8 protein-coding genes and 4 pseudogenes are annotated in these 14,075 nt (G+C 62.4%); 5 read left to right on the top strand and 7 right to left on the bottom strand.

Annotated elements, in window-relative coordinates; translation table 11 throughout:
* The first annotated feature begins 83 nt into the window (after positions 1-83).
* Complete coding sequence (locus tag ACVOMB_RS07165; RefSeq protein ID WP_057628731.1) at positions 84-569, top strand: asparaginase domain-containing protein; 486 nt, start codon at positions 84-86, stop codon at positions 567-569.
* The gene (ybaK, locus tag ACVOMB_RS07160; RefSeq protein ID WP_481530552.1) at positions 570-1,046 is read left to right on the top strand and encodes a Cys-tRNA(Pro) deacylase; all 477 of its coding nucleotides are present in this window, start codon (positions 570-572) and stop codon (positions 1,044-1,046) included. It abuts the gene before it with no gap.
* A 68-nt stretch (positions 1,047-1,114) separates the two neighbouring features.
* Here the strand turns inward: ybaK and ACVOMB_RS07155 are convergent.
* From ACVOMB_RS07155 to sufT, 6 genes and pseudogenes are all read right to left on the bottom strand, one after another.
* A pseudogene (locus ACVOMB_RS07155) lies at positions 1,115-1,336 on the bottom strand (proprotein convertase P-domain-containing protein); the annotation flags it as partial.
* Positions 1,337-1,468: 132 nt separating this feature from the next.
* A pseudogene (locus ACVOMB_RS07150) lies at positions 1,469-3,229 on the bottom strand (S8 family peptidase); the annotation flags it as partial.
* Between the two features lie 519 nt (positions 3,230-3,748).
* Positions 3,749-3,970: pseudogene (locus ACVOMB_RS07145) on the bottom strand (proprotein convertase P-domain-containing protein); the annotation flags it as partial.
* Positions 3,971-4,114: 144 nt separating this feature from the next.
* Positions 4,115-5,848: pseudogene (locus ACVOMB_RS07140) on the bottom strand (S8 family peptidase); the annotation flags it as partial.
* A gap of 338 nt (positions 5,849-6,186) precedes the next feature.
* Positions 6,187-7,287 (bottom strand): branched-chain amino acid aminotransferase, encoded by a 1,101-nt coding sequence (locus tag ACVOMB_RS07135; protein WP_481530551.1) that lies wholly within the window; start codon positions 7,285-7,287, stop codon positions 6,187-6,189.
* 99 nt (positions 7,288-7,386) lie between these two features.
* Entirely contained in the window at positions 7,387-7,938 is a 552-nt protein-coding gene (gene sufT / locus ACVOMB_RS07130) for a putative Fe-S cluster assembly protein SufT (protein ID WP_346498807.1), read from the bottom strand.
* A gap of 107 nt (positions 7,939-8,045) precedes the next feature.
* On the opposite strand from sufT, the gene ACVOMB_RS07125 reads away from it, so the two are divergent.
* The 3 genes from ACVOMB_RS07125 (at position 8,046) to ACVOMB_RS07115 (ending at position 12,214) form a co-directional block, all read left to right on the top strand.
* On the top strand, positions 8,046-8,468 hold the full coding sequence (locus ACVOMB_RS07125; RefSeq protein WP_481530550.1) for a hypothetical protein: 423 nt from the start codon (positions 8,046-8,048) through the stop codon (positions 8,466-8,468).
* Positions 8,469-8,622: 154 nt separating this feature from the next.
* Complete coding sequence (locus ACVOMB_RS07120) at positions 8,623-11,577, top strand: TonB-dependent receptor domain-containing protein (protein ID WP_481530549.1); 2,955 nt, start codon at positions 8,623-8,625, stop codon at positions 11,575-11,577.
* Positions 11,531-12,214 carry a 2OG-Fe(II) oxygenase gene (locus ACVOMB_RS07115; protein WP_481530548.1) on the top strand — a complete coding sequence of 228 codons (684 nt, stop codon included), beginning with the start codon at positions 11,531-11,533 and terminating at the stop codon, positions 12,212-12,214. Before ACVOMB_RS07120 ends, ACVOMB_RS07115 begins: the two co-directional genes overlap by 47 nt.
* Here the strand turns inward: ACVOMB_RS07115 and ACVOMB_RS07110 are convergent.
* A complete protein-coding gene (locus ACVOMB_RS07110; RefSeq protein WP_481530547.1) occupies positions 12,199-14,022 on the bottom strand; it encodes a sulfotransferase in 1,824 nt (607 codons plus the stop codon). The genes ACVOMB_RS07115 and ACVOMB_RS07110 overlap by 16 nt on opposite strands.
* Positions 14,023-14,075 lie beyond the last annotated feature (53 nt).

Below are 14,075 nucleotides of genomic sequence, written 5' to 3'. Positions count from 1 at the left end.
TGGCCCGGCGCTGCCTACGGCATTATCATTCGCAGCATCGCGGCCTGTGCCGCTGGCAGTCACCGCAAGGATTTACCGCAATGATGGAAGAACTCCTGATCGTCACCACCGGTGGCACGATCGACAAGATCTACTTCGACGACAAGTCCGACTACCAGATCGGTGATCCGCAGATCGGCATGATCCTGCGCGAACTGGGCGTGACCTTTCGTTTCAACGTGATTCCTATCCTGCGCAAGGACTCGCTGCACATCAGCGACGACGACCGCGAGCTGATCCGCGCCACCATCGCCGCGCAGCCGACCCGCCATGTGCTGGTCACCCACGGCACCGACTCGATGGTCGCCACCGGCAAGGTGCTGGCCACCATTCCCGGCAAGACCATCGTGATGACCGGCGCACTCAGCCCAGCCCGCTTCCGTGGCTCCGATGCCGAGTTCAACATCGGTTGCGCGATCGGTGCGGTGCAGTCGCTGCCTGAAGGCGTCTACATCGCCATGAACGGTCGCATCTGGAATCCGGAGCAGGTCCGCAAGAACGTCGACGCCAATCGCTTCGAATCGCTGTAAGTGGCCAAAAGCACCCGCGCCACTGCCGCATTGGACAAAGCAGGTATCGCCCATGGCGTGCATGCCTATGACTACTCGGCCGATGTCGACAGCAAGGGGCTGGCGGCAGCGCAGGCGCTGGGCATTGCCCCGCCACGCATGTTCAAGACGCTGATGGCGTGGGTGGACAAACAGCCGCTGATCGCGGTGATTCCCTCCGATCAGCGCTTGTCCTTGAAAAAGCTTGCCGCCTATTGCGGCGGCAAGCACGCGCAGATGATGGAAGTACCCGAAGCCGAGAAGCGCAGCGGCTACAAGGTGGGCGGCATCAGTCCGTTCGCGCAGCAGCGACCGGCCAAGGTGGTGTTCGCCGCCAGTGCCGCACAGCACGACACGCTCTACATCAACGCAGGCCAACGCGGCCTGTTGTTGGACATCGCCCCGGCTGACGCTTTGCAGGTACTGCAGGCCAGCTGCGCCGATATCTGCGAAGACTGAGTTGCGCTCACCGGCATGAGTCCGGCTGCAGCGCCGGACTCATGCACAGTAACAAGCAATGCCTTGGGCTAGAACGTGATCGACCAACCATTGAGTCGCCCGGTATCGCCACTGGCCTTGTCGTTGACACGCAGCTTCCAGGTGCCATTCAGGGCCTCATTGGAAAGATCGACCTCGAAGGTCTGCTTGATGTCATCGGCACTGCCTCCTTCGTAATTGCTCAGCAGATAGGCGCGGCCGCCAGGTGCGAGCAGCTCCACTTTCAGGTCGCCACGCCAGCTATGGCTTATGTCCACCTTTACCGGGGTGGCCGCCGGCGCATTGGCAGTACGCCCGGATACGCTGATCACAGTTTCCACGGTGCGGTTGTCGAGGATATCCGCGCCCTCGTTGCTGCTATAGGTCTGTGCCGGGAGCAGACCCCAGCTTGCCTTCAAACGCAGGCCTGAGTAGGCCGAGTAGCCGGTCAACATGACGTGGTATTTGCCTGCCACAGGAACCGGAATGCTGCAGCTTTCGGCATTGCCAGCGCGGAACGGACGGCAGTCGTAGCTGGAGGAAGTGGGACGACTGGCCGCGCGCACGTACAGATCGGCATCGCCGTTGCCGCCGGCAATACTGATCAGCAGATTCGACGCACCAGCAGGCACCTGCACGCTGTAATAGCGGTTGCTGCCTTTACTGCCTGCCAAGCCAGTCAACGCCACACCGTTGTCCAGTTCGGCCGCCGGGTCGGGCTCCGGTTCCGGTGGCAGCGGGCCACCCAGTGCTACTGCCACGGCCGCCTGCGCATTGACGATGCCAGCACCAATCTCACGGTCAGGCGTAGCAGGAAAAGGCGTCACCGTAGCCTTGATCAAGGCCTCAATCTCAGCCGGCGTACGCACCGGGTTGGATACCTGCTGCACCAGCGCCACCACGCCCGCCACATGTGGTGTCGCCATCGATGTCCCGCCATAGGAGGCGTAGCTCTCGCCAGCCGGGCCCTTGCTGCCGCTGTTGAGGGTGGAAAGGATGCCGCTGCCCGGTGCAGCCACATCCACCAAGGGACCATGGTTCGACTGCTGGCTGCTGCTCCAGATTGAACGCTTGCCGGCGCTATCGCTGGCACCAACGGCGATGACGTTGTTGCAGTTGGCAGGCGAGGCGTTGGCCACATTGACGTTGCTGTTGCCGGCTGCGATGACCAGGGTTGCGCCCTTGCCTACCGCGCTGTTGATCGCGTTCTGCATGGTGCTGCCGCAGGCACCTGCGCCACCCAGGCTGAGATTGATGACCTCGGCCGGATGAACATTGGCAGGCACGCCAGGCACCGCTCCGCCCGCCGCCCAGACAATCGCATCGGCGATATCCGAGGTATAGCCGCCACAGCGACCCAGCACGCGTACCGGCACGATCCGGGCGCCAGGTGCAACGCCGGCCACACCCTTGCCGTTGTTGGTCACCGCAGCGATGGTGCCGGCCACATGGGTGCCATGCCAACTGGAGTTCTGCGCGCCGTGGCTGCCACCACATTGATTCGCCGTCACCCAGTCACCAGGGTCGCTGGCATCGCCATCACGACCATCGCCATCATTGGCCACTTCAACATCACCAATGAAGTCATAGCCAGGCAGAACATTGGCATTCAGATCGCTGTGGCTGGCAATGCCGGTGTCCAGCACTGCCACCACCACACCCGCCCCGGTCGCGCTGTCCCAGGCCTGCGGGGCTTTGATTCCATATGCACCGGACAGCCCCCATTGCTCACCGAAACGCGGGTCGTTGGGCGCGGCATCGATGGTGTGGCGCCGATCAATCTCGACGTACTCGACATTGCGATCTGCCGCCAAGCGGCGCATCAACGCTTCGGCCTCGATGCGATCCAGCGGGGCGTCCACGCGCACCACATCGGCACCTACGGCCAGTCGCCGCAGGTGCTGCAGATTGCCGGCTCTACCGGCGCGTACCGGCAAAGCATGTGAAGCGGCGGCCAGCGACTTTCTGAGTGCGACCTCGCCCTGCACCTGCGTGCTGTCCTGGCGGAATTTGACGATGAAGCGTTGGTGCGCAGGTGCGGAGTCCAGACCCGCCAGCTGCACCTCCCCGGCCAATGCCGGCATGCACAACAGCAGGGGAAACAGCGAAGCAGTGCCAATTGCCACGAACCCACGGCGAAGCCTACGGTGCGATCTGGATGACATTGTTGAACCCTTCTGCATGGAAGTTGCCGCTTGCGCGGCGCCGGCCCTGCCCTGTGTTCCCGGTGCGGACAGCAGCCCGCACCTGGGCAGAACGCTCCGGACCGGCCCCCGTCACCAATCCGCCTGCAGACAGTAGACATCCACTTTGCGCACTCCCATCGGAGTACTACTCAAACCGCTGTCCCAGCCACAGTCAAAATCTCCCAACGCATCAGTCAGGGAAGCGCGCAGCGCGCGCTTCAATGCATCCTGGCCAACATCAACGCCGGCGATCAGCACCCGTTGCAGGCTTCAATTCAACACACTTCAATTCAAGCAGCCGATGCACACCCGGCACGCCGGTATTTACCCGTGTTCCCTGCCAGCAATACATCGGCAAGACCTGTTGGAACCGTAAGCACTGAAGTCCGCCAACGAGCCAGCAAAAAGCCCCGGCGAAAACGCCGGGGCCAGATCGTATTGCGGCACAACAACAGCATCTTCAATCAGCCATCGGCTGCCGCTTGAACCTTGCTCAACTCAGAATTGGATCGACCAACTGTTGATACGGCCGGTGTCGCCACTGGCCTTGTCGTTGACGCGCAGCTTCCAACTGCCGTTGAGCGCCTCGCTGGACAGGTTCACAGTGAAGGTTTGCTTGATGTCGTCAGCACTGCCACCGGCATAGTTGCTCAGCACGTAGACGCTGCCGTCCGGCGCGACCAGATCCACCTTCAGATCGCCCTTCCAGGTGTGGCTGATATCCACCGTCACCGGCGTGGATGCCGGCGCATTGCCGGTACGTCCGGAGACGGCAATGGCACTTTCCACAGTGGCGTTGTCGACGATGGTGACAGCGTTTGCGTTGCTGTACGTCTGCACGCCACCACTGCCACCACCCGTGCTCCAGCTGGCCTGCAGGCTCACGCCTGAGAACGCAGAGTATGCCGACAACATCACGTGGTAGGTACCCGCGACCGGCGTTGCGAAGCTGCAGCTCTCCGCATTGCCCGTCTTATACGGACGGCAATCATACGTGGCCGTGGTCGGCTGGCTGCCGGCACGCACATACATGTCCGCATCACCGCTGCCACCGGAGCTTGCGATGACCAGGTTGCTCGCACCTGCGGGCACCTGCACGGTGAAGTACTGGGTACTGCTGGCAGCGCCGGCAAGCCCGGTAATCGGCACGCCATTGTTGAGCACCGTGCCGCCCGGATTCGGATTACCACCGCCGTTGGCGGCATCCACTACCGCCTTGGCATTGAGGATGCCCGGGCCGATGCTCTGCGATGGCGTGGCTGGGAACGGCGTGACATTGGCCTTGATCAAGGCCTCGACCTGCGCCGGCGTCTTCGGCGTGGTGGACACCGCCTGCAGCAACGCCACCACTGCAGCCACATGTGGCGTGGCCATCGAGGTGCCGTTGTACGACGCGTAGCTCTCCGCGCCCGGCGTGGTGGTGCCGCTGTTGAGGGTGGACAGGATGTTGGAGCCCGGTGCGGCGATGTCAATCAACGCACCGTAGTTGGAGAAGCTCGAACGCGCGCCGGTGCTGGTGATCGATGCCACCGCGATCACGTTGTTGCAGTTGGCCGGCGAGGCGTTGGAGACATTGATGTTGTCGTTGCCAGCGGCAATCACCAGCGTGGTACCACGGCTGACCGCGCCATTGATCGCCGCCTGGGTGGTGCTGCCACAAGCGCCGGAACCACCCAGGCTGAGATTGATCACCTCGGCCGGATTGGCATTGGCAGGCACACCGGACACGGTGCCACCGGAAGCCCAGACGATCGCGTCGGCAATATCCGAGTCATAGCCGCCACAGGTGCCCAGCACGCGCACCGGCACGATCTTGGCGCCGTAGGCCACGCCGGCTACGCCCTTGGCGTTGTTGGTGACCGCAGCGATGGTGCCGGCCACATGCGTGCCGTGCCAGCTGGAGTTCTGCGCGGCATGGGTGCCGCCACATTGGTTGGCGCTCACCCAATCGCCTGGATCACTTGGGTCGTTATCGCGGCCATTGCCATCGTTGGACACCGTGGTGTCGTTGATGAAGTCATAGCCGGGCAGAAGATTGGCAGCCAGGTCACTGTGGCTGGTGATGCCGGTATCCAGCACCGCCACCACCGAGCCAGCACCATTGGTGACATCCCAGGCCTGATTGGCCTTGATGCCATAGGTGCCGGAGTAGCCCCACTGCTCGCTGTAACGGGTGTCATTCGGGGTCAGGCTGATGGTATTGAGGCGATCGACTTCGACGTATTCGACGTTCGGATCGGCCGCCAATTTGCGCATCAATGTTTCAGCATCGGCGCGGTCCAGCTTGGTATCTGCGCGAACCACATCGGCACCTACCGCCAGTCGCCGCATGTGCTGCACGCCGATACTTTTGCCGGCACGTGCCGGCAGCGCGCTGGCGGCGGAGACCAGGGTTTTCTGCAGGGCGGCATCGCCTGCGGCCTGACGGCTGTCCTGACGGTATTTGACGATGAAGCGCTGGTGCGTCGGCGCGGAATCCAGTCCGGCCAGATGCACATCGCCGGCCCAGGCCGGCGCACATAGAAGCAGGGACGACAACGAGGCAGTGCCAACAACCACCAACCCACGAACGAGCGTACGGCGCGATTTGGATGACATTGATGAGCCCTTCTGCATTGAGAGGAAGCTGCTTGCGCAGCATGCGTCCTACCCGGGGCCCTGCCAGATGCGAAGAGGTTGCTGCCCGGGTAGAACTACCCGAACCAGTCCCCTGTTACCGATCCGTTGGCGGACAGTAAATGGCAGCTGAATCGATGGCAAGAGGGTTACAGCGGAAACCATTGCCCCGTCACATTTACCTACGTGACTGATTTGTAAAGAATATTTAAAAATCCCTTGGTATTACTAGTCTGCACCGCCTGCCGTCCGGACAAAGAAAAACCCGCTGCGAACTGGTCGCAGCGGGTTCCTTCACTCACTTAACTGAGCAGGGAGGCTCAGGCGTCCAGGCGCACCAACCAACCATGACGGTCCGGCTGACGCCCGTACTGGATGTCGGTCAGTTCCTTGCGCAGCGACATGGTCACTTCGCCGGCCGGCGCATTGATATCACCAACCGAGAAATCTTCGCCCTTGAGCTGGCCGATCGGGGTGATCACCGCAGCGGTACCGCAGGCAAACACCTCGGTGATTTCGCCCGAGCTCACGCCCTGCTTCCACTCATCGATGGTGACCTGGCGCTCTTCCACGTTCATGCCGCGGTCGCGGGCCAGCTGCAGCAGCGATTCGCGGGTGATGCCTTCCAGGATGCTGCCCGACAGTGCCGGGGTGACCAGCTTGTTTTCCTTGCCGTAGACCAGGAACACGTTCATGCCACCCAGTTCTTCCAGGTACTTGCCCTCGACCGGATCGAGGAACAACACCTGCGAGCAGCCCTGTGTCTGCGCCTGCTGCTGCGGCAGCAGCGAAGCAGCGTAGTTGCCACCGCACTTGGCCGCACCGGTGCCGCCCTTGGCAGCGCGCGCATAGTCGGTGGACAACCAGATCGCCACCGGTGCAACGCCCTTGGCGAAGTACGGGCCGGCCGGGCTGGCGATCACGTAATAGGTGGCCTTGTGCGCGCCGCGCACGCCGAGGAAGGCTTCATCGCCGATCATGAACGGGCGGAAGTACAGGCTGGCTTCGTCGGCATCGGACACCCAGTCCTTATCCAGCGCGACCAGCTGCTTGAGCGATTCGACGAAGATGTCCGCCGGCAATTCCGGCAGCACCAGGCGGCGCGCCGAACGCTGCAGACGTGCGGCATTGGCTTGCGGACGGAAGGTCCACACCGAGCCGTCAGCGTGACGGTAAGCCTTGATGCCTTCGAAGATTTCCTGGCCGTAATGCAGCACGGCAGCCGCCGGGTCCAGCGAAATCGGGCCATACGGCGTTACCGCCGCATTGTGCCAGCCGGTGTCCTTGTCCCAGCGTACGGCCACCATGTGGTCGGTGAAGTGCAGACCAAAGCCCGGCTTTTCCAGGATTTTGGCGCGCTCCTCGGCGCTACGCGGATGGTCCGAACGGGTGACATCGAAGCTCAACGAAGACTGGGACACCGGATAATTCCTTCCAGATTGCGGGATGGGACAGCCCCGCCGCCACAGCGGCAACGGGGGGTGCAGCACAAACCGTCACCGGCAGCAGCCGGCGCGGCCTTACAGCATGCCAGTTTCCAGGCGCGCCGCCTCGGACATCATGTGACGCCCCCACGGCGGATCGAACACCAGATCGACGTCGGCCTGGGCCACGGTCGGGATCATCTCCAGCTTGCTGCGCACGTCATCGACCAGGATCTCGCCCATGCCGCAGCCCGGCGCGGTCAAGGTCATCTTGACGTCGACTTCGCGCTGGCCGTCGTCCAGGTGCTTGATATCCACTTCGTAGATAAGCCCAAGATCGACGATGTTGAACGGGATTTCGGGGTCGAAACAGGTACGAAGCTGCTCCCACACCAGTTTCTCGACATCTTCGTCGCCGGCGTCGTCGGGTAGTTCCAGCCCCGGCGGCGGCTCCTTGCCGATGGCGTCGCCGTCCTTGCCGGCGATACGGAAGAGATTGCCTTCGACAAACACCGTATAGCTGCCACCCAGCGCCTGGGTGATATAGCCATAACTGCCGGCCGGCAAGGTCACGCTGTCACCCTGCGGCACCATCACCGCCGGGCAATCACGCTCAAAATGGACAGGTTCACTGCTACGGGAATACATGTAGATGGATATGGGGACGCGGTGGCTACCCGCAATGGCGCCATTTTATCCGACTGGGCGGCATCGCCGCTGAAACGCTATGCTGCGGAATCTGTTCGGGAATGCCCATGTCGCCTGTTTCCACCTCGGCCAGCCCTACCCGCCACTGGCTCTGGCCCACTTTGTTGTTGTTGGGAAGCATCACCCTCACCATCGCCTGGCTGCTGGCCGCCCTGAGCACCGGCACTCAAGCCGGCTGGATGGCAGTCCTGGCCGCACTGGAAGCGGCGTGGATGCTGCGTCTGGGTACCTTCCGACCAGGCCCCGCGCGGGCCGGCATTGCCATTTTCACCACGCTGCTGATCGCCTTGGCCGCCAACTGGCTCATCGCCGCGGCCTATGTGGGCGGCCCCATGGGCCTGACCCCATGGGAATCGGCTCTGCGTATGGGCCCGCATTTTGCGTGGACATTACTGTCACTGGCCAACGGTCTGGGCGAGCTGATCTGGCTGAGCATTGGGCTGCTGGTTGCCTGGCGTGTGGGGCGCTGAATCTCGGACGATCACAGTACCCGCGTGAACCTTCATCGAGATATGAAACAAAATGTTAGTTTTTGCACATTGCCGAAGGCCTGATTCGCACATTAGAGCCAGTTAATAATTCGTAATTTCACAACTCCCTCGCACCACTTTTGCGGAGAGTCATGTGAGCATCACGCCACTGAGCAACGCCGTTCGCCTCGCCCTGCTACCCATTTCGACCGCCGCTCTCGCCTTGGGAGCGGCTGGCAGTGCTCTCGCTCAGGACGCTGCGCCCAAGGAAGGCGCCACGAATCTTGATCGCATTCAGGTTACCGGCTCGCGCATCAAGCGCGCCGACCTGGAAACCTCCAGTCCCGTCTTCACCATCGACAGACAGAGCATCGAAAACTCTGGTGCAGCAACGGTGGGCGAGTTCCTGCAGCGCACCCCAGCCATCGCGGGCGCGGCCACCAACCCGCAGGTCAACAACGGCGGCGGTGCCGGTGCAGCTACCGTCGACCTGCGCGGCCTCGGGGTAAACCGCTCACTGGTGCTGGTCGATGGCAAGCGCTGGATCGGCACCATCTCCAACGCCAACGGTGCGGTGGACGTCAACTCCATTCCGATGGGCCTGATCGAACGCGTCGACGTGCTGAAGGACGGCGCCTCGGCGATCTACGGCTCCGACGCCATTGGCGGCGTGGTCAACTTCATCCTGCGCAAGGACTTTGACGGCGTGGAAGCCAGTGCTTTCTATGGCACCTCCTCGCGCGGCGACGCCGACACACAGCGTTTTGATGCCACTTTCGGCCTGGCCGGAGAGAAGGGCCGCCTGATGTTGGGCGCGAGCTATGACAAGGAGGGCTCGGTCAGCGCCGCCAATCGCACCTATTCCAGCCAGCCCTACCAGCTGTATGCCGGTGAAAAGGGCATCGGCGGCACCAGCCGCATTCTGACCGGCCGCTATGTACTTCCACGCGATGTCGCGATTGCCCGCGGTACTACCTTGGATGCGAACTGCGCCAAACCCAGCACTGACAACCCCAACCCCAACGTCGTGCTGACCCGCATCGAGGGGCGGCCGGGCACCTCGGCATCAGACTTCCGCTGCTTCAACGGCAACACCGATACCTACAACTACCAGTCCGACGGCAACCTCAACCTCACCCCGCAGGAACGCACCTCGTTGTTCATGAGTGGCAATTACCAGCTCACCGACAACATCGAGGCCTTCATGCTCGGCTCGTGGATGCGCACCGAGTCCTCGTTCTTCATCGCGCCGCTGCCCTTCGATGGCCGCGCCGACGTCGACGACGTGCCAATCAGCAAGGACAGCCTGTACAACCCGTTCGGCGTGGACATCACCGACGCGCGCCTGCGTCTGCGCAATTTCATCCCCACCCGTACTACCCGGTACGAGACCGAGACCTACCAAATCACCGGCGGCCTGCGCGGCGTGTTCGCTGACAGTACCTGGAGCTGGGATGCGTCCCTTGGCTATGGCCGTACACCGCAGTCCTCGACCGTACGCGGCTATCTGCTCGGCCAGGGCCTGACGGATTCACTTGGGCCCTCGATGATCGATCCGGTCACCGGCAATCCCATCTGTGTGCGCACAGCCGGGAATGCAGCCACGGCCATCGCCGACTGTATCCCGGTCAACTTCATGGGCCCGCCACCCGATGCCAGCACTGCTGCCGGCAAGGCCCAGCTGGCTGCGCTGGAGCTGATCAACCCGACCATCCACAGCACCAGCGAAAATGACCTGAAGTTCTTCAACGCCAACGTCACCGGCGATCTGTTCAGCCTCCCGGCTGGTGCGGTGTCGCTTGCGGTGGGCGTAGAGCGCCGGGTTGAGTCGGCCAGTTCCAGCGCCGACTTCCTGACCATCATCCCACCAGGCAAGACGGTCTGCCGCATCACCCAGGAAGCCTGTACCGGTGGCGACATCAGCGGCAAGTTCGACGTCAATGAAATCTACGCCGAAGCACTGATTCCGCTGCTCGCCGACGCGCCGTTCGCCGAGAAGCTCAACGTCTCGCTCGGCACCCGCTATTCGGACTATTCCAACTTCGGTGGCACCACCAACTCCAAGATCGGCGTGGAATGGAAACCGTTCTCCGACCTGCTGATCCGCGCCACCTATGCCGATGTATTCCGCGCCCCGACCATCGGCGACCTGTACTCCCCCACGGTGCCCAGTGCCAATACCTATGCCGACCCCTGCAATGGCTACAAGGGCGGCAATCCGGTCGCCTGCGCGGGCGTGGCTACCGACGGCTCGTTCCAGCAAAGCAACAACCAGGTGACGTCGTTCCAGATATCGGATCCGGGCCTGCAGCCGGAGCATGGCGATGTGCTGACCTACGGCTTCGTCTACAGCCCAAGCTGGCTGGAAGGCTTCAGCGTCACCGCTGACTACTGGCGCGTGAAACTGGACGACTTCATCGTCAACCTGCCGGAGAACATGCTGCTCAACCAGTGCTTCAACTTCGGCCGTTTCTGCAACACGTTCATCCGCGATGCCAACGGTGACGTCGCGCAGATGACCAACCTGATCGGCAACTACGGCTCGATGAAGACCTCCGGCATGGACCTTGGCTTCCGTTATCAGCTGCCGGAGGGCGCATGGGGCAAGCTGGTGTGGAACCTGGACACCACGTATCTGGCGCAATACGACGTGCAGTTGGTGTCAGGCGACCCGACCAGTGACGTTGGTGCCTTCCCGGGCATTCCGCAGAGCACGGGTCTGGCTGGCACCTTCGTCGACAATGCCTCCTCGGGCTTCGGCAACATGGCCCGCTGGCGCGCGCTCAACGACCTCACCTGGTCGCGCGGCAACCTCAGCGCCAGCCTGACCACCCGCTACGTGCACCACGTGTACGAAGCACCGGACGTGGCGGATGTAACCGAGCCCGGCTATGTTGCCAAGCGTCGGGTACCGTCCTACACCCAGACCGACCTGCAGGTCGGCTACCGCTTCGAAGGCCTGAAGAACAGCTCGATCCAGATCGGCGTGCGCAACCTTACTGACCGCCAGCCGCCGTTGATCTATTCTGGCTTCAACGCCTCGACGGACATGCGGACCTACGATGCAATCGGCCGTTTCTACTGGATGCGCTGGACTGCCCGTTTCTGAGCCAGCAACAGCAACAAACACATCCGCCGCGGCCGATGCCGCGGCGGATGTTCAGGGCACGGACCTGCGTCATTACATCCGCAGCTACGACCACAGCTTGCCGGCGGACATGTGCGGCAAACTGATCGAATCCTTCAACTCGCTTTCCCGCTTCCAGCAGCGCAACGGCCGCGGCGTACGCCCCGGCCTTGACGACAGCGCCTGGACCGAGCTGGATGTGAGCCGGCTTTCCGATGCAGGATTCCTCGCATTCTTCCGCCAGCTGACAAGCAGCGCACTGCAACGCTACAACGCCGATGTCGGCCTACCGATCGCCATTCCTGACAGCCCGTTGCTCAGTCCGCTCATCCTCAAGCGCTACCGCGCCGGTGACGAAGAGAAATTCCAGACACACTTCGATTCAATCAATGAAGTGTGCGACCGCTACCTGGTCTTCCTGTGGTATCTCAATGACGTCGAATCTGGCGGCGAGACCTGGTTTCCCGGCCTGCAAACCGGCGTTGCTCCACGCACGGGAAGACTGCTCATGTTCCCGCCCTACTGGATGTACGCGCATCAGGGCAAGGCATCGCCTGCGCAGGACAAATACATCCTCTCCACCTACCTCAGATTCCCGCAGCGTCAGTCGAGCGTATAGCCAAAACGTTCGACCCAGGGTGCGAGAATGGCCAGCGTCTCGGCGCTGAAATACGCCTGGTAGTTACGCCACCGACCTACCGCACCAGCGTTGAGTGGCTGCACGACCTGCGAGTAGCTCGGTGTGTTGATACGGCGGCTGCGTGAGTTGGCATGGTCGTCGAAAGAAAGTTGCTGTTCCTGCATGGGCAGCGACAGGAACGACATCAGCTCTGACAGCTGCCCAGGAAGATCACCGACCATATCCTCGTAGCGCAGTACGTGCACACGTGCCGGTACAAGCTCGCGCTGCTCATGCCACCAGCTCATGATCGCCGCGTAAGTACGCGCCGTGGACTCCAACGAGGTGAATGCCAAGGCCCCGCCATTGATGCCGAATGCCTGCATGTAACAGCTGAGCACGCAGTCGCACGGATGGCGCAGCAACAGCAGCCAATCCGCAGCCGGAAACAAGCGGGCTACATAAGGCAAGCGCGTCATGGTCAGCGGGTACTTATCAACCAATCGCCCCTGTGGCGTGACGTGGCGCCTTACCTCGTCCCAATAGCGGCGCTTCGCCGCGCCGATGCCATCGGGCGCAAGTGCATCCAGTGCTGCACCAAGATCGTCGCTGCGCCAGCCAGCCGAAGCACGCAGTTGCTCTATCACCACTTCTAGTGCGGGGCGCTCATCCAGAACACCCAGATCCGCATGCGCGTCCAGTATCCGCTCCAGCAGTGTGGTTCCAGAGCGGGGGAATCCGACAAGAAATACCGGGTCCTTTGGCAGCGCCGGATCGGGCAAGACCTGCGCCCAGCTGTTGGGCGCGGGGTGCTGCAGGCGCTGCTGCAGCCAATCCAGCACCGGCGGGTTGCGAGCGTCAGGCAAGCGCTGGCGGAACGCGCTCTCCGCCGCTTCATGCGCCGATGCCAGTGCCCGCATCACCTGCTCGACCTGCCCAAGCTGATCATGATTACGCGCCAGTTCGAACTGCAGCTGCGCCTGCATCGCCGGCGCCAGTTGCCGCTGCAGCCCTTGCTCCAGACGCTGAATAGCGACGTGCTGCTGTTGCTGCCGCCGCAGCACCCGTGCACATGCCAGTTCAAACATTCCCGAAACACGGCCCCCGTGTTCCGGCGTGACAGCCCGCAGCACCTGATCTGCTTCCTCCACCCGGTTCAGTCGCTCCAGTAACAATGCGAACTGAATCCGTGGCTCTGCTGCATCAGGTGCCTCTGCAATCACCTGCCGGTACAGCCGCTGCGCGTCGTCGTCGTTGCCTGCCTGCGCCAGCAGCCATGCCAATACCTGTCGCTCGCTGCGGTTCAACAGCGTCACATTCAACGGCATCAGGCACTGAGCGAGCTCTTCGAACCGCTCCATTTCCGCAAGGCTCTGCGCATACGCCAGACGCACATCGACAGCGTCTGGTTCTCGGACCAACGCGGCACCCAAGAACGTGTTGGCATCTGCAAACCGCGCCTGCCCCAGCAACGACAATCCATACCCCAACAGCCACGCAACGTCATCAGCACCCAGCGCACGCGCGCGCTCAAACGCGCTTCCCGCTGCCAGCGCATCCGCGTCTTCAAGACACACATTGCCCAGGTTCATCCACGCACTCAACGAATCCGGCTGCAGGTCGGCGGCTCTGGAAAACCAGCTGCGCGCCTCCTCCAGCAGGCCTTGCCCAGCCAAGGCCATTGCCAGCACTTCCATTCCTGGTGCAAAGCCCGGCGCCCGGCCAAGCAATCGACGCATCGCGGCTTCCGCCGCACCTTGTCGACCTTGCTGAAGATCCTCCAGCGCGTTTTCCAGCTCAAGCTGCATCGAAACCCCTCGATGGTTACAAAAGAATCCATCCAGACCGGGACGAAATCTTC

This window comes from Stenotrophomonas sp. STEN018 (assembly GCF_056760235.1).
The sequence above is the reverse complement of the archived record's forward strand: the minus strand, read 5'-3'. Positions and strand labels throughout refer to the sequence as shown.

What these genes read in the sequence shown, in the direction of transcription:
- ACVOMB_RS07165 (WP_057628731.1), top strand. Translation starts at nt 84, where the DNA reads ATGGAAGAACTCCTGATCGTCACCACCGGTGGCACGATCGACAAGATC.
- sufT (WP_346498807.1), bottom strand. Translation starts at nt 7,938, where the DNA reads ATGTATTCCCGTAGCAGTGAACCTGTCCATTTTGAGCGTGATTGCCCG.
- ACVOMB_RS07125 (WP_481530550.1), top strand. Translation starts at nt 8,046, where the DNA reads ATGTCGCCTGTTTCCACCTCGGCCAGCCCTACCCGCCACTGGCTCTGG.
- ACVOMB_RS07115 (WP_481530548.1), top strand. Translation starts at nt 11,531, where the DNA reads ATGCAATCGGCCGTTTCTACTGGATGCGCTGGACTGCCCGTTTCTGAG.
- ACVOMB_RS07110 (WP_481530547.1), bottom strand. Translation starts at nt 14,022, where the DNA reads ATGCAGCTTGAGCTGGAAAACGCGCTGGAGGATCTTCAGCAAGGTCGA.